The following is a 23,059-nucleotide window of genomic DNA, read 5'->3' on the forward strand; positions in this document are numbered from 1 at the left end:
CTCAGGCTCCCCTTGTCTGGGCTGCAACTGCGGAGCGGCGGCCGATACCGGCAAATGCTCGGCCGATGGCCGGGCGGAACATGTTTTCGAGCGCGCCGGCAAAGAGAATGACCAGGCCCTGGATGATGACGATCATGTCCCGCGAAATGGACGGCATTTCGAAGGCGATTTCGGCTCCGCCCTGATAAAGCATGCCGAACAGGACGGCTGCCGGAATGATCCCGGCCGGATGCGACCGGCCCATCAGCGCCACTGCGATGCCGACGAAGCCGGCGCCCTGCACGAAATCCAGCTGCATGCGATACTGCTCGCCCATGATCGGGTTCAGCGCCATCATACCGGCCAGACCACCCGAGATCATCATGACGATGACGGTGATGCGCGCCTCGCCAATGCCGGCATAGCGCGCCGCCGAGGGGCTATGGCCCATGGTGCGCATCTCGTAGCCGAGCTTGGTGCGCCAGATCAGCACCCAGACCCCGAACGCGGCCAGAAGCGCCAAAAGGAAGGAGACGTTGAACGGCGAATTGCCGAGATTGAGCCCGAAGATCGACATAAGCCAGTCCAGCTTCGGCAGCTGCCCGCCCGCCTCAAAAGTACGGGTCTGTGGCGCCATCTGGCCGAGAGGCTTCAGAACGCGGGTCAGCAGATAGACCATCAGGCTGGCGGCGATGAAATTGAACATGATGGTGGTAATAACCACGTGGCTGCCGCGCTTGGCCTGCAGCCAGCCGGGCAGGAAGGCCCACATGGCGCCAAAAGCGGCCGAACCGATGATCGCCAACGGAAAGACCACGAACCAGGGCATGGTCTTGTCGAGCCAGAGGCAGGCAAGCGCCACGCCGATGCCGCCGATATAGGCCTGGCCTTCACTGCCGATATTGAACAGCCCGGCATGGAAGGCGACTGCGACCGAGAGGCCGGTGAAGATGAAGGTCGTGGCATAATACAGCGTGAAGCCGATATATTCGCCGCGGCCGAAGGCGCCGTTGATCATATGGTAGGCGGCATTCAGCGGGTTTTCGCCGACCAGAAGCACGACGAGACCGGCCACCAGAAAGGCGACGACAAGGTTGATCAGCGGGATCAGGCCATATTCGGCCCAGGCCGGCAGTTTTGCGTATGGATTGCTCATTCGGCGGCCTCCTTGCGGCCTTCGACACCGGCCATCAACAGGCCGAGCTCCCCTTCGGTCGCATCCGGATCGCGCTCGCCAACCACACCGCCGGCGAACATGACGATGATACGGTCGGACAGGGCACGGATTTCATCGAGTTCGACAGAGACGAGCAAAACAGCCATGCCCTGGTCGCGCATCTCGATGATCCGCTTGTGGATGAATTCGATGGCGCCGACATCGACACCGCGTGTCGGCTGGCCGATGATCAGCACATCCGGGCCGCGCTCCATTTCGCGCGCCAGCACGATCTTCTGCTGGTTCCCGCCAGAAAAATTGGCGGTCTTCAGCCGTGGATTGGGCGGCCGGATGTCGTATTTCTTGATCTTCTCCTCAGCATCCGCCTGGATCGCCTTGGTGTTGAGAAACACCCCGTTCAGGAAGCGCTTTTCATGGTGATAGCCGAGAATGCCGTTTTCGGCCTCCTCGAACTTCAACACCAGCCCGACATGATGGCGATCTTCCGGAACATGGCCGAGGCCGCGGTCGCGCAGTTCGCGCGGGTCGACATGGCCGGTCACGTCGATCGGTTTGCCGTTCAGCAGCACCTTGCCGCTGACCGCCCTGCGGATGCCCGAGATTGCTTCCAGAAGTTCCGACTGGCCATTGCCGGCAACACCGGCAATGCCGACGATTTCACCGGCGCGCAAATTGAAGGAAACGTTGTCGACCATGGTGACGCCGCGACCGTCACGCACCGTCAGGTTTTCCACCGCGAGTTTCACCTCACCCGGATTGGCCGCGCCCTTTTCGACGCGAAGCAGCACGCGGCGGCCAACCATCAGTTCGGCCAGTTCCTCGACCGAGGTTTCCTTGGTCTTGCGCGTCGCCACCATCTCGCCGCGGCGCATGACGGAGACTTCGTCAGTGATCGCCATGATCTCGCGCAGCTTGTGGGTGATGAAGATGATCGTCTTGCCCTGGTCCTTCAGCTGGCCAAGGATGCGGAACAGATGGTCGGCTTCCGGCGGCGTCAAAACGCCCGTCGGCTCATCGAGAATGAGGATATCGGCCTTGCGATAGAGGGCCTTGAGGATTTCGACGCGCTGCTGCAGGCCGACCGGCAACTGCTCGATCAGCGCATCCGGATTGACCTCCAGCGCATATTCCTTTTCCAGCCGCTTCAGCTCGACGCGGGCCTTGGAAATACTGGTGTTGAGGATCTGGCTTTCTTCGGCGCCGAGCATGACATTCTCGAGCACGGTGAAATTTTCGACCAGCATGAAATGCTGGTGCACCATGCCGATACCGCTGGCAATCGCCGCGTTCGGATCCTTGATCGTCACGGTCTTGCCATCAATGATGATATCGCCCTTGTCGGCCTGGTAGAAGCCGTAAAGGATCGACATCAGCGTCGATTTACCGGCGCCGTTTTCACCGATAATGCCGTGAATGGTGCCCTTGCGGACGGTCAGGTTGATATTCTTGTTGGCATGGACAAGGCCGAAGCTCTTGTCGATACCACGCAACTCAATGGCAATATCGCTCATATTGACCCATGTTCCCCAAGTCGGCCCGGTTTCCTCCGCCTTGAGAGCGGTAGTCCGGGCATCGATTTTTTTACCAATTGGTATAAGTTTAGCATCGAATTCCCGACGCGTAAGTCAAAAAATCGAAAGCCCATCTACTCTTCCCAGTTCATTCGGGAGAGTCCAGCGCGATTTACGCACTTCCGGACGAAACGCAATATAGCCGGACCGCAGACTGTATCGATCATGTGGATATGATAGGGAATGCATCGAACACGAGGCTGCCTTAAGGAAAAACCATGAGCAACGACAGCGAACGTATCACCCGCCTTGAGGAGACGATCGCACACCAAGCGAAGACGATCGAAGAACTGTCCGATCAATTGACGCAGCAATGGACTGTGGTCGAGCAAATCCGGGCCAAACTCGACCGGCTGACCGAGCGCTTTCTCAGCCTTGAAGAGCAGAGCCTGGAAGCGCCGGCGAATACCCGGCCGCCGCATTACTGAGCCGGCTACTTACCTTCCTCATGACACGAAAAAGCCGCCAGCCCAAAGGACCGGCGGCTTCTTTCATTCAATCACACGAGATCAATAAGGGCAGGCTTCATCCGACATGTAGTCGTGAACCTGAACCGTGCCGGCAATGATATCAGCCTTGACCTTGTCGACCGCAGTCAGCATGTCCGGGGTGATCAACGCCTTGTTGTTGTCATCGAGCGCAAAGCCGACGCCATCTTCCTTGAGGCCGAGGTTCGACGTGCCGAACTCGAACTTGTCATCCTTGGCAGCCTTGAAGGCTTCATAGACGGCAACATCGACGCGCTTCAGCATCGAGGTCAGGACCTTGCCCGGCTGAAGGCCATTCTGGTTCGAATCGACGCCGATGCCGAGCTTGCCAGCATCTGCGGCCGCCTGCAGCACGCCAACGCCGGTACCGCCGGCAGCGTGATAGACAACATCAGAACCCTGATCCATCTGCGACTTGGCGATTTCGCCACCCTTGACCGGGTCGTTCCAGGCATCCGGCGTGGTGCCCGTATAGGCTTCGAGCACCTTGACATCAGCGCCGGTGGACTTGGCGCCACCGATGTAGCCGCAGGCGAACTTGTGGATCAACGGAACATCCATGCCGCCGACGAAGCTGACGGTCTTCGACTTGGAAGCGAGACCGGCGAGAACGCCGACGAGATACGAGCCTTCCTGCTCCTTGAAGACGATCGACTTGACGTTCGGCTTCTCAACGACGGTGTCGATGATGGCGAATTTGGTGTCCGGATATTCAGCCGACAGCTTTTCCAGCGGCGGCGCCCAGTTGAAGCCGACAACCACGATCGGGTTGTTGCCGTCGCCGGCGAAGCGGCGCAACGCCTGTTCGCGCTGGGCGTCGTTGCTGATTTCGAACTCGCGGTATTCAATGCCGGTTTCGGTCTTGAACTTTTCCGCGCCGTTGAAGGCTGCTTCGTTGAAGGATTTGTCGAACTTGCCGCCGAGATCGAAAATGAGCGCCGGCTTAACGTCGGCAGCAAGAGCCGTGGCCGACATCATCGAAAAGGCAAAGAGACCGAGGAGGGTTTTTTTCATTGTGCAGCCCTGTTGTTGCTATTGATCTTGTTGGGTCCTCCCGCAAGCTCCTCTTTCGGGAGCATGTCTGCGGAACCACCACTCCCTTTTTAGGGGATGTTTGGCTGGGGCGCATCCTTGCATGCCTCAAATCAAAATTCACCCGAAATTTTTCAATTGGTAAAAAAAGGTAAATGGCTCAAAAAACCGGCAAAATCATCAAATTGGCTGGTGGGCAATCTCCGTCCGTAGGCCGTCCACGCCTGCCGTAAACGAAAAAGCCGCGGCACCCAGGCGCCGCGACTTTCAATATTTTCTCTCTGGCCTGCGCTACCAGGACTTGCTGAGCTTCAGCGTCACTGTCCGCTGGTCGCCGTAGCCGCAGGTGAACAGGCCCTGGCAACCCTTGACGTATTCCTTGTCGAACAGGTTGGTGACGTTGAGGGCTGCACCCCAGCCGTTCTTTTCGTAGCGGATCGCAGCGTCCGCGACGACCGCGTCCGGAACCTTGGCGGTGTTTGCCATATCGGCGAAAGACTCGCCCTGATAGCGTAGGCCACCGCCGATGCTGACACCTTCCATCGCGCCATCGGTTACCAGATATTCGACCCAAAGAGCCGCCTGGTGTTCCGGGATCAGATACGGCCGGTTGCCGATCAGCGCCGGATTGAGATCTTCGGTGACCTCCAGATCGTTATAGGTATAGGAGCCGATCAGCCTCCAGTTCTGATTGAGATTGACCTTGCCTTCCAGTTCCAGACCGGTGGAGGTCACTTCGCCAAGCTGTTCCTGCAGGAAATCGGGACGGGTCAGCGCCACGTTCTTCTTGACGATATGATAGACGGAGGCCGTGAACAGGCCATCGATAAAGGTCGGCTCGTACTTGATGCCGCCTTCGATCTGGTGGCCATCTTCCGGCTCAAGCGCCCCGCCGGTGAATGCCGTTCCGACCAGAGGATTGAAGAAGGTAGCCGCCGAAACATACGGCGTCAGGCCGTTGTCGAACTCATAGGCAAGGCCGGCACGGCCGCTCACCGCGCTATCCGTGGTGCTGTAGGAACCTGTCGCAAGCCAGGAAGCATTGTCGATATCGACATAGTCGTAGCGGCCATTCAGCGTGACCAGCCAACCATCGCCAAACCGGATCTGATCCTGCGCATAGACGCCAGTCTGCTTCATCCGCGTGACACCGTCGAGATAGGTGAAGTACGCAGGCAGAGTGCCACCGTAGACCGGGTCGGTCGGGTCGAGGTCCGGGCCAGGAAATGCTGAAGCCTGGGTCTGGTCGATTTTGAAATTCTTGTAATCCAGGCCGAGTAGCAGCGAGTGATTGAGCGGTCCGGTCGAGAATTCCTTCTCAGCGCGGTTGTCAACACTGAAGCTATCGACTGACGTATCATGCTTGAAGCCAAGCCGGGCCAGATCATAGGTCGGGGTATAGGCGTAGGGATAGACCAGCTCCTCAGCCTTATCGAGATGGCTGTAGCGCAGGTTCTGCGAGACCTTCCATCCATTGTCGAACTCGTGGGAGAATTCGTAGCCGAACATCTGCTGGTCGTAACGGCCAAAATCGTGATCCGGCTCGCCGGTAAACAGGTCGCGGTCGATCTTGCCGAACGGCGCATTGGTCACCGTGCCCTCGTAGGGCAGAAAACCGTTGCCGACATGGGTCTGATCGAAGGCGGAGGCGATCGCATACACCGTCAGCGATGTCGCATCGTCCGGCGCATAGGTGATCTGCGGCATGATGAAGCCGCGCAAATCCTCGGAGAAATCCGAATAATTATCGCCACCAGCAATCTTGCCGGTAATGCGGTAAGTGATCGTTCCGTCGGCATTCACCTTGTCATTGGCATCGAAGCCGAAGAAGGCGTTGCCGAAATTGTTGATGCCGATCTCGGTGGAATAGGCAGGCTCCGCCTGCGGGCGCTTGCGCACGAGATCAACGATACCGCCGGGGTTCGAGCCGCCATAGAGAACGGAGGCCGGGCCTTTCAGGATCTCGACACGTTCCATCATGTAGGCATCCGTCTGGAAACCGCCGAAGCCGTAGGAATAGAGGTTCAGACCATCAAGAAAGACGCCGGTCTGGGTCGCATCGAAGCCGCGGATATAGAACCAGTCGGTGTCGGGGTCGCTGCCGAAGGGCTCGGTCGAAACGCCAGCGGTGTAGCGCAGCGCCTCGTCGATCTTGGTGACGACGCCGCGATCGTCCAGTTCCTTGCGTCCGATAATCGACACTGATTGCGGAATTTCCGAAACCGGCGTTGCGGTCTTCGATCCCGTACCCGTTGCCTTCGGCACGTAGCCATCAACGGGGCCGGTTGCCTCGCCCTCGCTGGGCTTGCCGCCCTTGCCGCCTTCAACGGTCAGTCGCTCCAACGCCGTGGCACTGCCCGTTGCCGCGTCCTGTGCATGTGCCGGCTGTACTCCGGTGATCGCCGCAACAGCCGCGCTCGCCATCAACACCCGATAGAGACCAGTCCCCTTGATCTGCATGAATTCGTCACCCCAGCTTGAAACCGGGCGTCTTCGCCCCCGTCGGCGGCACGTGATCCGGCATGTCCATGAATATAAGCGGAGTCTTTAGCTCAACTATGATGAGTTCGGATTGTCTCTGGCTGCGGTTCTTGAACGTTTCTGGTCCATATTCCGCATTATGCCCAGGCAAAGCGCAAATGCTCAAAACCGTTGGCTTTTTGCCCACATGGCGGGCGTCGCACCGACCGATTTGCGGAACACACGGGTAAAGTGCGCCTGATCGGCAAAGCCCGTTTCCGCAGCAACCCCGCTCATCGGCAATTCGCCTTTCAGCATCAACTGCTTGGCCCGCTCGATACGCGCCTTCATCTGCCATTGATACGGTGGCAGGCCGGTCGAAGCCTTGAAGGCATGGCTGAAATAGGACTGGGACAGGCCCGTGAGGGTTGCCAGTTCCTCCATCCGGATACCGCGCAGGCAATTTTCCTCGATATACTCGATGGAACGGCGCAACTGCCAGGATGCCAGTTCGCTGCGCTTGCGCGTTCGCACCGGGCCAAGCTTCATCACGTCGACGAACAGCGCAACGGACAGGCCATCGCCATAGAGATCGTGCAACGGTTGCGGGTTCGCGCATTCGGCAGCGATCAGCTCGGCCAGAACCAGGAAACGCGGTTCGGAAAACATCAAGCGCGGCGTATCCAGCTTGCGCGTATCGACGTCCTCCATCAGCCTGCGGCTGAGGACCTCCGCGTTAAAATGCAGATCGAGATGGCGGACGTAGTTCACATCGACCATCTCGGCCCACAACTCCATGCCGGCCGGAATATAGGAAATCATCTGCCGGCGGCTGTCTTCCGCGACAGCCTGATGCGCCTGACGCAGCCGGATATTACGCCGCCCGCCGCCCTTGGCATCAAGCACGATGAACAGCCGCGGATCATCTGCCACATAAAATCCGCCGGCGGCCGGCGCGCATTCGACGTCCCAGAGATCCGCAACAATACCGTTCCACTCGCGCCGGTTCAGGCCGCCAATGACGGAAAACCCGGAAATCCTGTTGTTCATGCGCGGTTGAAAGGTCATGAGGTCTCGGTAGAATCGGCTGTCGCTACAGGTCGGAGTAAAACCTACTTTTTATATTCAAGTTTTACTATTCGAAATCCAGCATCTTTGCAATTGCTGAAAAGCCCGCAACCCCATCGTTTGTCGGGCGTTGTGTCCTTTTCACCATGCCGGGCGGGGGATTAGAGGTGACAGACCGGCAGACGCACGCTCGGCGCGTAGAAAACAACGCTAGCGGAAAGAGAACTGACTTTTTTGCCGGTTCACACTCGGCTTTGCTTACTCAAGCCGAGAACCGGCCGGCAACGGACCGCCGCTTGTAGGCTATTACCCAAAGGATCAGCGCGATCAGCAGGAAGAAGGCAAAAGCCGGTTGCTGCAGAGACCAACGGATCAGCGGATCGAGAAACGCACCATTCGCATGCGGCCGCTCCAGGCTCTGCACCAGCGACTGCGTCGAGGACCCGCCTGCCGCAAGCGCCGCCGCCAATGGCGTCAACACCGGTTGCGATGCCGAGACCGACTGGATGGCATCGACAGATGCAACGAGAACCCCCATGACAAGCGCCAGAAAACTCGCAAACCGCAGCAAAAACCGCATTCCGCCTCCACTCTACCGCCGTATTGGCCGGGCTCAGCAAGCAATAAGCACAGGCTGGAGCAAGCGCAATCCCACCTTTTCGCAGGCGCGGATCGCAAGAAGTCAAAAAACTGTCAGAAATCAGTTGATCCCACCGAGTTCCTCGGTATATATCGCGCCGGTCCGCAGGTTTTCGCCCGCGGCTCACCCGGTTTGGCCCAGCCGAACGGGGTTCTCAGGAGAAAGCAAGCGCTTGTCTCTAATCCACCGGCCCCAACCGCCGGTGCGATTGACAAAACGGACAGGTGGCCGAGTGGTTGAAGGCGCACGCCTGGAAAGTGTGTATACGTGAGAGCGTATCGCGGGTTCGAATCCCGCTCTGTCCGCCATTCATCCCTTTGACGTGACGTGACGTGACGTGATCGCCACCAGATTGGACACTGACTGATCCATCGTGGGATAGTTTCTCCGTAATCTTATGCACAGCCGGCGTGCGAGCCGTTTACAGCCGCTCCTTGCCGGAGCGCCCTCGACTGCATCCCGGCCACTCGCTCAAATGATGTTCCAGTACCGCTATTTCGGAAACAGGAATGTCACCGCGAGCCGGACACCCAAGCCTTCCGGTCCATTTTCAGGAGCTTCCGCCCAGTAGCGAAGTCCAGCGGTGAAGCTGATTGGCTGCTTGTCGATGGTGACAAGCTTGGAGACGGTGAAATTTATCGGAACCGACCACTGTTCAGCCTTCCAGTCATACGTTGACTCCGTATTCAGGGCGAACGTCCAGGCGTCGGATGTCGTGTAGGAAAGGAAGGGCTGCAGGAAGGTGCTGCTGACATCGCTGCGATCACTGTTGCCCGCGAACGACCAGATGTGGTTGGCAAGGATGCCGTAAGTCCATGGCCCATCTTGCCTGAGCGCTACGATTGTCGGGCCGGCTCCCCATTTTTCGCCGCCAAGCAGATCGTCTGTCGCTGTCGGAATCAGGAACACGGGACCGGCCCCCCATATGATGCCGCTTTCGGCCGGTTTCGCGGGAGACAGAAAGAAGCTCTGGACGATGTCACCGAGGCCGAACTGGGTTCCCGAAGGCCCCGCGATGTCGTCCTGCCACGTCACCGGGAGGATGGTTCGGGATATGAGGTTCCAATCCTCGTTCAGTGAGATCGGTATGACGGGCTGGATGTTGAGCGTCGCCTTGTCGCCATCGAGCGGGCCATAACCATGATCATAGTTGAACTGGAATGGAACGCTGATGAGCGACGCAATCGGGTTGGAGAGTTTCTTGGCGAGGTCGGCTCCCGAATCCTGTGCCGTCGCCGGGGTGACAAACGGCGCCATGGCAGCCAGTGCGAGGAAAATCTTCAATGTCATTGGGAGACTCCTGGAAAGGCTACTCGACAGCGCTCTTGGCTTCAGTGGTGTGCTTGTCGCCCATGTGCGCATGTTCGGCCAGCATGTCGTAGGCGATGTAGTACTTGTAGATATTGCTGACATATTGAACGGTTTCCCGTCCAACGATGGCGGCGGCACCGTTTTCGACATTGCCGAACCAGCGGTTCGGATCGAGGCCCATCTCGGCTGCCTTGGCGCGGAATTTACGCAGGTTGCCCGGCCCGGCATTGTAGGCCGCAAACGCGAAGAGCAATTGTTCGCGCGGCGGCAGGGCTGGATCGGCGATATAGGTATCGATCAGGTGGCGAAGGTACTTGTTGCCGGCCTCGACGTTTCGGTCAGCGCTTGAAATATCCTTGATGCCGACCGCCTTGTCGGCGGCAGTCGTCGGGAGCAGTTGCATGATGCCGACAGCGCCACGCGGGCTGCGCCGCGACTGGTCCAGCTGCGATTCCTGATAGCCCTGGGCGATCACCATCAGATAGTCGAAGGAATATTCGCCGGCATGCTTGCGAAAGATATCGACGAGCTTGGTGAATTTCTCCATCTCCGCGGGCGAATAGGCACGGCGCACCATCTTGTCGCTCTTGTAAAAGCGGTTCTTCAGGATATTGCCGAAGGTGGTGCCGATCTTGTGATCGTTGGCGAAAGCATCGAGCTTGGCCTTCAGAAGCGGGCTATTCTTGCGGATCGCCCAGGCAATCTCGCCATCGGTATTGACGGCGATATCCGGATGCACGGTGAGATTGGGAAACACGTTCTTCCAGATCGTCGCCTTGTAGTCATCGACCACCGTCCAGGGCAGAAGTCCCGCGTCGACCATTTCGAGCAGGTCTTCGTCTTCCAGATTTTCGTCCATCGCAACCAGCGTGATTTCCGGCTTTCCCTCCGCCTTCCGCTTTTCATTGATCGCCGCCAGATGCTCGTAATAGCTGCTGGAAGGACGAAGGCGGATTTCCTTGCCGGCGAGATCATCCAGGCTTTTGACGCCCGTTGCGCCGGGACCTGTCACCAGAACCTCCGAAGCCTTGGCGTAAAGCGGTGCAGAGAAATCGACCTCCACCTGTCTTGCAGGCGTGATTGTCAGATTGGCCATGACGATATCGCCACGCCCCTCGTTCAAGGCGGTGATCAGCTCGTCGCGCGCTACCGGAACGAAGGCGACGCGCATCTTGTCGATCTCCTTCTTCGTCTTGGCGTTGAGGACCTTCTGGAACTCGGTGCCGAAATCGACCGCGGTGCCGTATTGAGCGCCCTTGTCGATGAAGTAGATGGTCTTGCTGAAAGGCACGATGATGCGCACCAGCCGACGCTTTTCCATCGCGTCGAAATCATCCGTGAATTTGCCCAGCAGCGAGGCGTGGTCCTGGCTCAAGGCAGGCCCGGAACCAAATACAATGCCGGCCGATCCGCACAGCACGAGAAACATCACGAGAAGCCGGTTTGCCATAAGGAGCGCCTCTTAAACGGCGGTCGCCGTCCGGGTTGAGTGTCTCGATTCGGATGCAACGCTACTGTACTTCAACTTCTTCACGCCAGGCAGCACCCAGAACGCGCCGAAAACGCTTTGGCTAGCCCATGATACCGGAAGGAGCCATTCTGAAAATGGAGCATTCCGATCCGGGTGTCGAGAGTGTCCAGCGATCAAAAATACCACTTAGAATTTTGTCATCTTCACTGGATCGACATCTTCCCGGCTTTCAGGTTTTCATCCCTACCCGGCAGTGAACGACACTATGGCTCGCAGCAAGTTCAGCTTTGCGCACGCACGCGCCTGCGCTACACCATGACGGCAATCGACAGTCTGCTTTCAACGCAAATTTCCAGTACGGCCTCGACGCCACCGCCAAGGAGAAATGAGCATGACTTATATCGCATCCCCCAAACGCCCGATTGGCCATCCGGAACGCGCGCTCGACTGTGAAGAAGCGCTGCAGGTGGCACTCGAACACTTGTCGAAAGAGGAAGCGCTGACGGAAGCGGATGTGGAGGCACAGCTGATCGAGGGCGGCCTGGCGGCAGGATGGGAAGAGGCCGAACTGAGGACCGCGATCACGGACCTGCGCCAGAATGCGGCACTGGGGTTACAGGGTCTATCCGGATAAGCGGTGGACTGCCGGGTCAAATTGGCCCGGCAACGCCGATGTCACCCGGCTGTGTCAAAAATACAATACGAACCTGTGTCATGGATCAGCTGGACCGCCCAAGTTGTCCTGTTCAGTCTTGACGGCGAGAGCCGACTGTGGACTGAGTTGAAGTCACAATTCCAGGCTGCCTTGTCAAATCTTGTGTTCTTGTCGGAAGCGTATCCATGACCTCTGTACTAATCGGCATGCCTGTTACGTCTTCATCCCGGGGTTTCCTCGGGCGCGTGACCATCACCCTGTCTCTGGTTGCAACGCTTACCGCCTGCGGTGGCCACGCTAAAGGCGTTATGCAGCCGCTCAATCTGGCTGCCGAGCCCAAGGGCAACGCTGTCGTGGATATGCTGGTGGCAACCAGCCGGCTTCCATCTGACGATCCGGCAACGCTATTTACCGGGGAACGCAGCCCGCACCCAACGATCACGGACGTTGCCGTTTCCATTCCATCCGACAAGGTTCGCGCCTCCGGAACAGTGCAATGGCCGAAGAAGCTACCGCCGAATCCGGAGACTGACTTTGCCGTCGTGCGCGTCAAGCCACTGGAAACTATTGAGGATGGACATGAATGGGTGCGCAAGCACTCCAACGGCGGCCATGCGATGGTCTTCATCCATGGCTTCAACAATACCTATGAGGATTCGGTCTTCCGTTTTGCTCAGATCGTCCATGATTCCGGCGCGAACGTGACGCCTGTCCTTTTCACATGGCCGTCCCGTGCCAAGGTGTTCGACTACAATTACGACAAGGAAAGCACAAACTACTCACGCACCTCGCTGGAAAACACGCTGAAGGCACTGGTCGCGGACAAAAACATCAAGGACATCACCATCCTTGCCCACTCGATGGGAACCTGGCTGGCGATGGAATCAATCCGCCAAATGGCGATCCGCGACGGTGGTCTTCCGAAGAAGATTGAAAACATCGTTCTCGCCTCTCCGGATATCGATGTCGACGTCTTCTCAAGGCAATGGACCGAGCTCGGCGCAAACAAACCCAATTTCACCATCTTCGTCTCGCAGGATGATCGGGCTCTGGCGCTGTCGCGCTATATTTCCGGCGATGTGCAGCGGCTCGGACAGATCAATCCGGCGGAAGAACCCTACAAGACCAAACTTGAAGAGGCCGGCATCACGGTGGTCGATCTGACGAAGGTGAAATCCACCGATCGCCTCAATCACGGGAAATTTGCCGAGAGTCCCGAGATCGTTCAGCTCATCGGCCAGCGGCTGGTGACCGGTCAGACCCTGACGGATTCCGATGTCGGCATTGGGGACGGCATCACGGCAATCGTAGCCGGTACGGTAAACACCGTGGGCAAGGTCGCCGCAACGACCGTTGCTACACCGGTCGATCTTATTTCCGGAAACCTGACGACACCTCCGAAGAAAAAGAAAAAGGCGGATGTCGGTGGGAATTTGCAGAGTGAAAAAGCTCCCTTGAACTAGGAACAGCGGCCCTCTCGGCCGGACATATTTGCACTCCTTCGCGAAACAGTTTGATGTCCGACTTCCGGAGCAAACTCTTTTTGGAACCATCCACCGCCGGGCATCGTTTTACTCCGACAAAGGAGAATGATCATGCCGACAACAATCCTCGTGCCAGAAGACGACGGCCCGCGCGGACCGCAATCCAGCCCCGGACTTCCTGATCGTTCCCAGGAGAAACCTGTAGCGCCGCCAGTGATCGATAAGGGCGACACGAAAAATCCCAACGACCCCGTGTTGAATCCCGCCCTTTTGCCGGCCGGCGACCCCGCTGGCATGGCGTGAGGACGCTTTGATGTCCACCGACGATAGCAACGTAACACCGGAGCAGAAGAAGCCCCGCGATGTTCACCGGCCGCCGGGCAAGCCTTCGCATGCCGACGAAAAATCAAAAGCGCCGCCGATGATCCAACCGGCGGGTAGCAAGGACGAAAGCGAAAGACCGGTAGTCAACCCGGTAACCGGTGGCGCGCTCTGAGCACAATTTCATCTAACCGTCAGCGAAAACGAGACACCGGCTGCCGATCGCGAGCCGGCTTTTATGCGCCTAAGGAATTCCCGGAACATGCCAGGTTTCCTCGGCAAAGCCGGTCACCGGCGCTGAAAACACCCGCTCAACGTTGCATCACCTCGACCGTATTCTCGACGAGGTGCACGCCGATTACGGACGCGGCCGCCTGCTCGATGCAGCCGACTTCGGCTGCACAGGACACGTAGCCACTGAGAATAACCGTGCGACCCACAGCCATTACAGACAGGCCCGACGTATCAATCAGCACCGAGTACTGAATATAGCGCATGACCTTGCTGGCCAGTTCGTCATCGGTAAGGTCCGAATGATCATCCTGGTGAATGTAGATCTGCTTGTGCATGGCAATTGTCCTTCCGGGGGGACAACGCGAGCTTTTCCCGAATGTTCCGCTTTTTGAAGAACTCTCGAAAGGGTCTTCAGGCGCCCGGCTGCACATGAATGAAGGCCTCGACGGCCGCAGCGATGAAGTCCTGACGGGCATAGTCCACCGGCTGCTCGCCGCGTAAAACATAGCGGCACGTCTGGACCGCCGCCTTATAGGCCGTACCGTCATGAACCGGCCACTTGTCGAGAAGGCATTGCGCTGCTTCGCGCGTGTTACGAATGACGCGGTAACGTCCTATCCCGTCGAGTTCGAGAATGACCGGGTCCTGCCACCATTTTTCAATCATCTGGCAACCTCCTTCTGCACTCTGGCACATGAGGCTTGCGTGAAGTATGCGCCTCATCCGATAGTTGCACCGTGCCGGGTTGCGACAGCCGGGTGAATGGGTCTATGGCGAACATTCACTTTGCCAAGAGGCTACGCCTGATGTCCGATGTCTTCCTGAATGTCGTGCCGATTTTCGTCCTGATCCTGCTCGGCTGGCTGATCGTCCGGATGAATTACCTGAAGGCATCCGTGGGAGACGCGCTCGGCGATTTCGTGTTCCGGGTCGCGGTGCCAGTTCTGTTGTTCCGCACCATTGCCGAAGCCGATTTCAAGGATGGCTCGCCTTGGCCGCTCTGGGTTGCTTACTTCTCCGGTGTCGCCGTGACATGGACGCTGGGGCATTTTGCAGCGACGCTGTTTTTCAAGAAGGATGCGCGCATTGGCGTGCTGGCCGGAGTTTCCTCCGCCTTTGCCAATACAGTTTTCATCGGCCTGCCGCTGGTCTCGCGCAGCGTCGGTGAGGAAGGAGTCGTCGCCTTGTCCATTCTGCTGTCGGTGCATCTGCCTGTCATGATGATCGCCGGAACGGTCCTGATGGAGCGAGCCGAACGCAAGACCAGCGGCAAGCCGGGGCAGAGCCCGCTCAAGCTCCTCAAAGGCATATTGCGTAATCTTGCGCGCAATCCCCTGGTCATCGGGCTGGCGCTTGGGGCGCTGTTTCACCTCACCGGCATGCCGCTCGACGGCCCGGTCAAGGTCGTTGTCGATCAATTGGCAGGCGTGGCCGCCCCGGCGGCTCTGATCTCGATCGGCATGGCGGTCGACAAATACGGCCTCGCCGGCAATACCGGCCTTGCCTCGGTCACCAGCACGCTGAAGCTGATCGTCCTGCCAGCAGCGGTCTACGGCGCCTGCCAGCTGCTCGGGCTCAACAGCAACTGGACGGCAGCACTGGTGCTGACCTCATCGGTACCCACCGGTGTCAATGCCTGGCTGATTGCCAATCATTTCAACGTCGGTCACGGCCTTGCATCATCGACGATCACCATCACCACCGCACTCGGCGTCATCTCTGTTTCTGCCTGGGCCTATATCCTGCTTTAGCGGCAGCGGCCCTACCGGGCCGAGAAACCTCTGACATGAAAAAGCCCGGCGCATCGGCCGGGCTTTGTTCAATCTACTGCTGCCCTGGACATGCCCTTATGGCGCAGGCGCGGTCTCGGTAGCAGGCTTCGTTGCCTCACCTTCAGTTGCCGGCTTTGCAGCTTCGGCTTCCGTTGCAGGCTTGGCGGCCTCGGCTTCGGCAGCCGGCTTTGCAGCTTCGCCTTCAGCGGCAGGCGCTGCTGCAGCGGTTGCGGACGGCAGCGCCACCGGCGTATCGGCATGCTCACGCAGCCAGGCAATCAGGTTGGCGCGCTCATCCGGCTTCTTGACGCCGGCAAAGCCCATCGCGGTGCCGGGAACGTGCTTCTTCGGCGCTTCGATGAAGAAGCTCAGGTGATCGTAGGTCCAGGTCTTGTTGGATTCGGCAAATGTCTTCATGCCCGCCGAATAGGCAAAGCCTTCATGCGAAGCGATCGGACGTTCGACAAGACCCCACAGGTTAGGACCAACCTTGTTGGCCCCTCCCTTATCTACGGTGTGACAGCTTGCGCATTTCTTGAAGACGGTCTCGCCGGCCGATGCATCGGCCGTTGCCAGCAGCGGCTTGATATCCACTTCGACCTCTGCCGTGGCGCCAGCGCCAGCTTCCGAACCGCCCTCTTCGGCGATGATGGCGAAACCTTCCTTCTCGGGAACTTCCGAATGGAAGATGCCTTCCGATGCAATCGACACGGACATCAAAACAAAGACCGTACCGAGCAAGGCACCCACGCCCATGTTTACATATGAGTTCATCCGCAAATGCTCCCCTTGCAACCGGCGCGAACAAAACGCCAGCCTCTCTTGAAATCGCGCGGAACCTATGTCTTTTGGCTTTGCGTTGCAACAGACATTATAAGCCCCGGTCTTGAGTCCTTTTGACACTTTTCCGGCACGTTTTGAAGGCCTAAGCATGAACAGCGACAATTTGGACAAAACCCTGATTCTGATCCCTGCGCGCATGGCCTCGACGCGGCTGCCGGGCAAGCCACTGGCCGACATCTGCGGCCTGCCGATGATCGTCCAGGTCGCCATGCGAGCGAAGGACGCGCAAGCCGGCCGGATCGTTGTCGCCGTCGATCATCAGGACGTGTTCGATGCTGTGACCGCTGCAGGTTTCGAGGCAGTCATGACCCGCATCGACCATCAGTCCGGCTCAGACCGCATCCACGAGGCGCTGTTGAAAAGCGACCCGGAGCGCAAGGCCGAGATCGTCATCAATGTGCAAGGCGATCTGCCGACCATCGAACCGGAAACCATTCGCGCTGCGCTCCGGCCGCTGGAAAACCCGGATGTCGATATCGCCACGCTGACTGTCGAGATCGAAGACGAGGACGAAAAGACCAATCCCAACGTCGTGAAGGTTGTCGGATCGCCGCTGTCGCAGACGCGGCTGAAGGCGCTCTATTTCACCCGCGCTACCGCGCCGCATGGCAACGGCCCGCTCTACCATCACATCGGTCTCTACGCCTACAGGCGTGTCGCGCTCGAAAAATTCGTCTCGCTGCCGCCTTCAACGCTGGAAAAGCGCGAATCGTTGGAGCAGTTGCGGGCGCTTGAGGCCGGCATGCGCATCGATGCAGAGATCGTCAAATCGATACCGCTTGGGGTCGACACCCCCGCCGACCTGGAAAAGGCCCGGCGTTTTCTTTCTGTCAAAGCCTGATTGGACATTGCGATGATCACCAAGACGAACAGGATTTCCTTTCAGGGCGACTACGGCGCCAATTCCGACATGGCCTGCCGCGACATGTTCCCGGACATGGAACCGTTGCCCTGCCAGACCTTCGAGGATGCTTTTCTGGCAGTCGAGAACGGTGAAGCCGACCTCGCGATGATCCCGATCGAGAACACGATCGCGGGCCGCGTCGCCGACATCCATCATCTCCTGCCCGAATCCCGGCTGCATATCATCGGCGAGTATTTCATGCCGATCCGCTTCCAGCTGATGGTGCTTCCGGGTGTCTCGCGCGACGAGATCCGCACCGTGCATAGCCATATCCATGCGCTTGGCCAGTGCCGCAAGATCGTGCGGGCCAATGGCTGGAAGCCGGTGGTCGCGGGCGATACCGCCGGCGCGGCCAAGCTTGTGTCCGAAATGGGCGACCGGTCGATGGCTGCGCTTGCCCCAAGGCTTGCCGCCGATCTCTACAAGCTGGACATTGTCGCCGAGAATGTCGAGGACACGGAAAACAACGTAACGCGCTTCGTGATCCTTTCGCGTGACCCGAAGCACATCAAGCGGCAGGCGGACAGCGAAGTTATCGTGACCACATTCGTCTTCAATGTCCGTAACATCCCGGCCGCTCTCTACAAGGCGCTCGGCGGCTTTGCCACCAACAGCATCAACATGACCAAGCTGGAAAGCTATCAGCTCGGCGGCAAATTCATTGCCACCCAGTTTTATGCCGATATCGAGGGGCATCCGGACGACGCGAATGTCCGCCAAGCGTTGGACGAGTTGCGGTATTTCTCCGAAAAGGTTCGGATACTGGGTTCCTATGCAGCCCATCCAATGCGCTTGGTTCTGTAAATACCCCCCGAGAATTAGCGGCTGGAAATGAAAGCGAAAACGTGATTGTTTTGTGGCGAACTTGTTCGTCGCATGGCGCGCTGTCTGATTCGAAGCCCGCCATGCCTTCCCGGTAACGACAGGCGCCCCAAGCAAAGGCGCGGCAAAGGTCGATAATGGCAATCAGAACTCTTCTTCTCTGCTCTTCCGCCGCTTTGATGATCTCCACCGGGGCGCAGGCCGCCGATGCCATCGTCGCCGCCGAACCAGAACCCATGGAATATGTTCGCGTTTGCGAGGCTTTCGGGAAAGGCTATTTCTATATTCCCGGAACCGAAACCTGCCTGAAGATCGGCGGCTACGTCCGCTTCGATTCCAACTATGGTGAAAGCCCCTATTCGGGCGAGAGCAACGGCTGGGATGCCTTCACCCGCGGCACGCTGACGTTTGATGCGAAGTCCGACACAGAATACGGAACTCTGGAAAGTTTCATCGAACTGCGCAGCGACGCAAACAACATCAACGATGTCGATACCTATCTCAATGCCGCGTTCATCCAGATTGCTGGCTTTCGTGCCGGCTACGGCGACTCGCGCTACGATATCTGGCTGAACTCCGCGGGCAATATCATCAACGACGATGTGATCGACTATACGGGCGACCGGACGAACCAGATCAGCTATGTCTATGGCGGCGATATCGGCTTTTCCGCCCTGATCGGCCTGGAAGAAGGGGCCGGCAGCTACGATACCGGCTTTGCTCCCGAACCCACGGGCTTGTATCACGGCCATGACTTTCCGCACATCATCGGCGGTCTGCGTTATTTCCAGAATGAAGGCACAGGCATCGCCTTCATCGGCGGTTACGATACCAACGCCGAGGCTTTCGGCGGCAAGATTCGCATCGATGTCGCTTTCAACGATGTGTTTTCCGCCTGGGTGATGGGCGGCTACCAGTCAGATTGGGACAATGACAAGGGTCCCGGCGGCACACGACGGCTGAATTATTACGGCCCGTGGCTCGGTGACTGGGCCGTATGGGGTGGCTTTGCTGCCAACTTGACGGACAAGGCTTCGCTGAACGTCCAGGGTGCCTACGAGGATGACGGTACATTCGCGGCCGCTCTGAACATCGATTACGCGGTTGTGGAGGGCCTGAAATTCCAGCCTGAAATCAACTACACCGAGTTCGACGGCGAGCGCGGCCATGGCAGCGCCATTGGCGGCACGATCCGTCTGCAACGCAACTTCTGATTCGAGTTATGAAATTGAGACCGCCGGCGTCCGCGATCAGCGGGCGCCGACTGCGTTTCAGCGCGGCCAGTCCAGCCAGTCGCGCATCAGCTGGTGAGCGATAGCGCCCTTCGGCGGCGGCCCCAACTCCCCTGCCGCCAGCGTCACGCCGGTATTGCGTGCCAGCATCGCGGCCGTTTCGTCGCGCGTGAACCAGCGGCAGTCTTCCAGTTCCTGATCATCGGCATGAATATCGCGGGATTTGGCCTCCGCATAACAACCGATCATCAGCGTATGCGGCATCGGCCAGGGCTGCGAGGCGTGATAGCGCACGCGGCCAACGCGAATGCCGGACTCCTCCAGCGTCTCGCGCCGGACAGCGTTTTCGATGGTCTCGCCCGGCTCGACGAAGCCCGCGAGACAGGAATACATGCCTTCGGGAAAATGCGGGCTGCGGCCCAGCAGGCAGAGGTCACGCTCCAGATCGATCGTCAGCATGATGACGACAGGATCGGTGCGCGGGAAGACCATGTGCTTGCAGGCGCTGCAGACGCGCCGGTAGCCACCGGCCTTGCCTTCCATCACCGAGCCGCATTTGCCACAAAAGCGATTGGTGGCGTTCCAGGTGAGCAGGCTTGAGGCCTGCGCAAACTGGCCAAGCAGCTCGTCCGTCAGCATCTGCTGGCGATAGAGTGTGCGGCCATCGGCGAGTTTGAAGGGTTCCGGCAGCGTCTCTTCGGTGAGGCTGATGGGAACCGCCAGACGCGGCTCACCGTTGGGCAGGAAACCGAGCAGGATGGCATCGTCGAGAACCGGTTCCAGACCGGCCAGTTCATAGGGGGCAAACAGCGGGTCGATGATTTTTTCGTCATGCTTGACGACCAGTTTGCCGCTGGAGAAAGCAAAGACATGAGCGCCGTCCTTGCGGAAAGCCACTTCGACGCAATCGTCGGGACGATGTTCCGATTGTCTGTCCAGGTGATTTTCGGAAAAGGCGACGAGCGTGCTCGGCTCGGGATGCGGGCTGTGCAGATCGAAGATCGATTTCGTCATGGTCAGAGATTTTCCACTATCCGTGCTGCGAATGCCTTGCGCGCCTCGCCGTCCCAGGGTTCAGCCGAACCAAAGCCCCAGACCGGCCCCGGCCAATTGGCATCACCCTCGTTGCGGGCAATGACATGAACATGAAGCTGACGGACGATATTGCCAAGAGCGCCGACATTGATCTTCGCTGCCCCTGTCGCTTTTTTCAATGCGGCTGCCACCATGTTGGTTTCGAAAGTCAGCATCGCCTGATCGAGCGGCGTCAGATCGAAGATTTCCGACACGCCATCACGCTGCGGAATGAGCACAAGCCACGGCCAGCGGCAGTCATTGTTGATCCGCAACTGGCAAAGGCCGAGCGTCGTGATCAGCAATCCATCGCGCTGAAGGCGTTCATCAATCTCGAAGGCAGGCAAGTGGGTCTCCCGGGAACAGTGATTTTTCTTTTGTTTCAACAACGATAGCAGTTTTTTGAAGGCGTGGCTTGCATTTGGTTTCGATATTGCCGATATGAGAACCGGGAGGTTGGTGGTGGACGAGCCACTCGCCAACCGGGTCAGGTCCGGAAGGAAGCAGCCCCAACGAGCCAGGCACGGGTCATCGTGCCAGCCTCCCACCCTTTTCTTTCTGTCCTTCCTGGACACGATTTGCAGCCAAGCGGCCCCGTCTTGGGGAAAAAAGGGCGATGAGCGAAGATAGTCTGATCCCGGCATCCGAAAAACCCGCCGCCTACCGCGTGCTTGCGCGCAAATACCGGCCCAAGGATTTCTCCGACCTGATGGTCGGCCAGGAACCGATGGTGCGCACGCTCACCAATGCGTTCGAGACAGGCCGGATCGCGCAGGCCTATATGCTGACCGGCGTTCGTGGGGTCGGCAAGACCACCACCGCCCGCATCCTTGCCCGTGCGCTGAACTACAAGACGCCCGAGATCGACAAGCCGACGATCGACCTGCGCATTCCCGGCGAGCACTGCCAGGCGATCATGGAAGGCCGCCATGTCGACGTGATCGAGATGGACGCCGCCTCGCATACCGGTATCGACGATATCCGCGAGATCATCGAGCAGGTGCGCTACCGTCCGGTTTCGGCACGCTACAAAGTCTATATCATCGACGAAGTGCACATGCTCTCGACCCAGGCCTTCAACGGCCTGTTGAAGACGCTCGAAGAGCCGCCGGAGCATGTGAAGTTCATCTTCGCCACCACCGAAATCCGAAAAGTTCCGATCACGGTCCTGTCGCGCTGCCAGCGCTTTGACCTGCGCCGCATCGGCGCGTCCGATCTCGTCGGCCTGTTCACCACCATTCTCGGCAAGGAAGGCATTTCGGCCGATCCGGATGCCATGGCGATGATTGCCCGCGCTGCCGAAGGCTCGGCGCGCGACGGCCTGTCGCTGCTCGACCAGGCCATCGCCCATGGTGGCGGCGTGGTCGAGGTCGAAGCCGTGCGCTCGATGCTCGGCCTTGCCGACCGCGCCCGCATCGTCGATCTCTTCCAGCACATCGTCAAAGGCGACGTGGCTGCCGCCCTCAATGAATTTGCCGGGCAATACGAGGCGGGCGCCAGCCCTTCCGTGGTGCTGACCGACCTCGCCGACTTCACCCATCTTGTCACCCGGCTGAAATATGTTCCCGATGCAGTCGACGATCAGTCGCTGAGCGAAATCGAGCGCACCCGGGGCGCGGAATTTTCGTCCGGCATCGCCGTGACCACGCTGTCGCGCATCTGGCAGATGCTGTTGAAGGGCATTCCGGAAACGGAAAGCTCGTCGCGCCCGGCCGGTGCCGCCGAGATGGTGCTGATCCGGCTTGCTCATGCCGCCCACCTTCCCTCCCCGGAAGATGCAGCCCGGCGTTTGCTCGAACTTTCCAGCGGCGATGCTCCGCGTCAGCCATCTGCCCCGAACGGCGGCAATGGCGGCGGCGCGCAGGCCTTTGGCGGAAACTCCATCCAGGCGCGTGGCAATGACATGCCGCCGGCGCAGCGGGCAACCGGCAATGGCGCAACCATGCTGCGCGCCGTGCCGGACGTCGCACCACCACAGGCCATGCCTGTCGGACAGATCGAGCAACGGCCCATCGAAGCGCCGGTTGCCAAAGCCGAACCCAAGGTCGCCCTGCGTTCGGTCAGTGACATCGCCGAACTCTGCGGCACAAACCGCGATATCAAGCTGAAAACGCTGGTGCGCGGTTTCGTGCGGCTGGTCAATCTGGAGCCCGGACGGCTGGAAATCAACCTGCCGGAAGACGCGCCGAAGACGCTGGTTGCCGAGCTGCAGAAGAAGCTTGAGGACTGGACCGGCATCCGCTGGATGGTCATCCTCAGCCGCGAGCCCGGCGAGCCGACTCTCCTTGAGGCCGAAACGCGAGCGCAGGAAAAGCGCGTCAGCGACGCACGCCAGGATCCGGACGTTGCCGCCATTCTCGCCAAATTCCCCGGCGCCAAGATCACCGACGTGCGGATCAAGGGACCGGAACCGGAAGAGGAAAACGAGCCGGTGGCCATGGCCGCTGCCGAATCCGCAGATGGCGACATCCTTCCCGGCGACGATATCGAGCACTAGTTTTAGATTTATCGAGACATTCAG

The 23,059-nt window shown here is 58.9% G+C and carries 23 protein-coding genes, 1 tRNA gene and 1 other RNA gene; 12 read left to right on the plus strand and 13 right to left on the minus strand.

The genetic code is table 11. The annotated features are described in order from the left end of the window. Window position 1: 1 nt before the first annotated feature. Window positions 2-1,135 carry an ABC transporter permease gene (locus tag ASC96_RS02735; protein ID WP_060501062.1) on the minus strand — a complete coding sequence of 378 codons (1,134 nt, stop codon included), beginning with the start codon at window positions 1,133-1,135 and terminating at the stop codon, window positions 2-4. Further along, entirely contained in the window at window positions 1,132-2,667 is a 1,536-nt protein-coding gene (locus tag ASC96_RS02740) for an ABC transporter ATP-binding protein (protein WP_060501063.1), read from the minus strand. Before ASC96_RS02740 ends, ASC96_RS02735 begins: the two co-directional genes overlap by 4 nt. A gap of 278 nt (window positions 2,668-2,945) precedes the next feature. Here ASC96_RS02740 and ASC96_RS02745 point away from each other — a divergent pair, with 278 nt between their 5' ends. Then, window positions 2,946-3,155: a SlyX family protein gene (locus tag ASC96_RS02745; protein ID WP_060501066.1), complete on the plus strand. Its 210-nt coding sequence runs from the start codon at window positions 2,946-2,948 to the stop codon at window positions 3,153-3,155. Between the two features lie 81 nt (window positions 3,156-3,236). Here the strand turns inward: ASC96_RS02745 and ASC96_RS02750 are convergent, their stop codons facing one another. The 4 genes from ASC96_RS02750 to ASC96_RS02770 form a co-directional block, all read right to left on the minus strand. Continuing rightward, a complete protein-coding gene (locus ASC96_RS02750) occupies window positions 3,237-4,229 on the minus strand; it encodes a BMP family ABC transporter substrate-binding protein (protein ID WP_060501069.1) in 993 nt (330 codons plus the stop codon). Between the two features lie 309 nt (window positions 4,230-4,538). Then, entirely contained in the window at window positions 4,539-6,707 is a 2,169-nt protein-coding gene (locus tag ASC96_RS02755; RefSeq protein WP_060501071.1) for a TonB-dependent siderophore receptor, read from the minus strand. 183 nt (window positions 6,708-6,890) lie between these two features. Then, window positions 6,891-7,775 carry an AraC family transcriptional regulator gene (locus tag ASC96_RS02765; protein ID WP_060501075.1) on the minus strand — a complete coding sequence of 295 codons (885 nt, stop codon included), beginning with the start codon at window positions 7,773-7,775 and terminating at the stop codon, window positions 6,891-6,893. A gap of 262 nt (window positions 7,776-8,037) precedes the next feature. Next, on the minus strand, window positions 8,038-8,355 hold the full coding sequence (locus tag ASC96_RS02770; protein ID WP_060501077.1) for a hypothetical protein: 318 nt from the start codon (window positions 8,353-8,355) through the stop codon (window positions 8,038-8,040). A 278-nt stretch (window positions 8,356-8,633) separates the two neighbouring features. Here ASC96_RS02770 and ASC96_RS02775 point away from each other — a divergent pair. Continuing rightward, window positions 8,634-8,723, plus strand: a tRNA-Ser gene (locus ASC96_RS02775). Between the two features lie 184 nt (window positions 8,724-8,907). Here the strand turns inward: ASC96_RS02775 and ASC96_RS02780 are convergent. Continuing rightward, window positions 8,908-9,672, minus strand: coding sequence for a transporter (locus ASC96_RS02780; RefSeq protein ID WP_244481818.1), 765 nt, complete (start codon window positions 9,670-9,672; stop codon window positions 8,908-8,910). A gap of 52 nt (window positions 9,673-9,724) precedes the next feature. After that, a complete protein-coding gene (locus ASC96_RS02785) occupies window positions 9,725-11,176 on the minus strand; it encodes a transporter substrate-binding domain-containing protein (protein WP_060501081.1) in 1,452 nt (483 codons plus the stop codon). 412 nt (window positions 11,177-11,588) lie between these two features. On the opposite strand from ASC96_RS02785, the gene ASC96_RS02790 reads away from it, so the two are divergent. The 4 genes from ASC96_RS02790 (at window position 11,589) to ASC96_RS02805 (ending at window position 13,832) form a co-directional block, all read left to right on the plus strand. Then, window positions 11,589-11,831, plus strand: coding sequence for a hypothetical protein (locus tag ASC96_RS02790; protein WP_060501083.1), 243 nt, complete (start codon window positions 11,589-11,591; stop codon window positions 11,829-11,831). Between the two features lie 227 nt (window positions 11,832-12,058). Beyond that, window positions 12,059-13,315 (plus strand): alpha/beta hydrolase, encoded by a 1,257-nt coding sequence (locus ASC96_RS02795; protein ID WP_060501085.1) that lies wholly within the window; start codon window positions 12,059-12,061, stop codon window positions 13,313-13,315. A 126-nt stretch (window positions 13,316-13,441) separates the two neighbouring features. Further along, the gene (locus tag ASC96_RS02800; protein ID WP_347360118.1) at window positions 13,442-13,639 is read left to right on the plus strand and encodes a hypothetical protein; all 198 of its coding nucleotides are present in this window, start codon (window positions 13,442-13,444) and stop codon (window positions 13,637-13,639) included. Between the two features lie 10 nt (window positions 13,640-13,649). Next, window positions 13,650-13,832 carry a hypothetical protein gene (locus ASC96_RS02805; RefSeq protein ID WP_060501089.1) on the plus strand — a complete coding sequence of 61 codons (183 nt, stop codon included), beginning with the start codon at window positions 13,650-13,652 and terminating at the stop codon, window positions 13,830-13,832. Between the two features lie 136 nt (window positions 13,833-13,968). On the opposite strand, the gene ASC96_RS02810 is transcribed toward ASC96_RS02805, so the two are convergent. Next, window positions 13,969-14,226, minus strand: a complete 258-nt coding sequence (locus tag ASC96_RS02810; RefSeq protein WP_060501091.1) for a BON domain-containing protein — start codon at window positions 14,224-14,226, stop codon at window positions 13,969-13,971. Between the two features lie 76 nt (window positions 14,227-14,302). Next, on the minus strand, window positions 14,303-14,557 hold the full coding sequence (locus ASC96_RS02815) for a DUF982 domain-containing protein (protein ID WP_060501093.1): 255 nt from the start codon (window positions 14,555-14,557) through the stop codon (window positions 14,303-14,305). A gap of 140 nt (window positions 14,558-14,697) precedes the next feature. On the opposite strand from ASC96_RS02815, the gene ASC96_RS02820 reads away from it, so the two are divergent. Then, window positions 14,698-15,642, plus strand: coding sequence for an AEC family transporter (locus tag ASC96_RS02820; protein ID WP_060501436.1), 945 nt, complete (start codon window positions 14,698-14,700; stop codon window positions 15,640-15,642). 96 nt (window positions 15,643-15,738) lie between these two features. Here the strand turns inward: ASC96_RS02820 and ASC96_RS02825 are convergent, their stop codons facing one another. Further along, on the minus strand, window positions 15,739-16,437 hold the full coding sequence (locus ASC96_RS02825) for a cytochrome c family protein (RefSeq protein ID WP_060501095.1): 699 nt from the start codon (window positions 16,435-16,437) through the stop codon (window positions 15,739-15,741). A gap of 157 nt (window positions 16,438-16,594) precedes the next feature. On the opposite strand from ASC96_RS02825, the gene ASC96_RS02830 reads away from it, so the two are divergent. The 3 genes from ASC96_RS02830 to ASC96_RS02840 all read left to right on the plus strand — a co-directional run bounded on the left by ASC96_RS02830 (window position 16,595) and on the right by ASC96_RS02840 (window position 19,446). Then, on the plus strand, window positions 16,595-17,347 hold the full coding sequence (locus ASC96_RS02830) for a 3-deoxy-manno-octulosonate cytidylyltransferase (protein ID WP_060501096.1): 753 nt from the start codon (window positions 16,595-16,597) through the stop codon (window positions 17,345-17,347). 12 nt (window positions 17,348-17,359) lie between these two features. Continuing rightward, window positions 17,360-18,214 carry a prephenate dehydratase gene (locus ASC96_RS02835; protein ID WP_060501438.1) on the plus strand — a complete coding sequence of 285 codons (855 nt, stop codon included), beginning with the start codon at window positions 17,360-17,362 and terminating at the stop codon, window positions 18,212-18,214. 155 nt (window positions 18,215-18,369) lie between these two features. Continuing rightward, window positions 18,370-19,446, plus strand: a complete 1,077-nt coding sequence (locus ASC96_RS02840) for a porin (protein ID WP_060501098.1) — start codon at window positions 18,370-18,372, stop codon at window positions 19,444-19,446. A 57-nt stretch (window positions 19,447-19,503) separates the two neighbouring features. Here ASC96_RS02840 and nudC read toward each other — a convergent pair whose 3' ends face one another. Together nudC and ASC96_RS02850 are read right to left on the minus strand one after the other, a co-directional pair. Continuing rightward, the gene (gene nudC, locus ASC96_RS02845; RefSeq protein WP_060501100.1) at window positions 19,504-20,478 is read right to left on the minus strand and encodes an NAD(+) diphosphatase; all 975 of its coding nucleotides are present in this window, start codon (window positions 20,476-20,478) and stop codon (window positions 19,504-19,506) included. A gap of 2 nt (window positions 20,479-20,480) precedes the next feature. After that, a complete protein-coding gene (locus tag ASC96_RS02850) occupies window positions 20,481-20,885 on the minus strand; it encodes an HIT family protein (protein ID WP_112834706.1) in 405 nt (134 codons plus the stop codon). Window positions 20,886-20,989: 104 nt separating this feature from the next. Here ASC96_RS02850 and ffs point away from each other — a divergent pair. Both ffs and ASC96_RS02860 read left to right on the plus strand, forming a co-directional pair. Then, an RNA gene (gene ffs, locus ASC96_RS02855) (signal recognition particle sRNA small type) lies at window positions 20,990-21,086 on the plus strand. A 68-nt stretch (window positions 21,087-21,154) separates the two neighbouring features. After that, on the plus strand, window positions 21,155-23,035 hold the full coding sequence (locus ASC96_RS02860) for a DNA polymerase III subunit gamma/tau (protein WP_060501102.1): 1,881 nt from the start codon (window positions 21,155-21,157) through the stop codon (window positions 23,033-23,035). Window positions 23,036-23,059 lie beyond the last annotated feature (24 nt).

The sequence above is a fragment of the Rhizobium sp. Root1204 genome (genome assembly GCF_001424965.1).
Lineage (GTDB): Bacteria > Pseudomonadota > Alphaproteobacteria > Rhizobiales > Rhizobiaceae > Pararhizobium.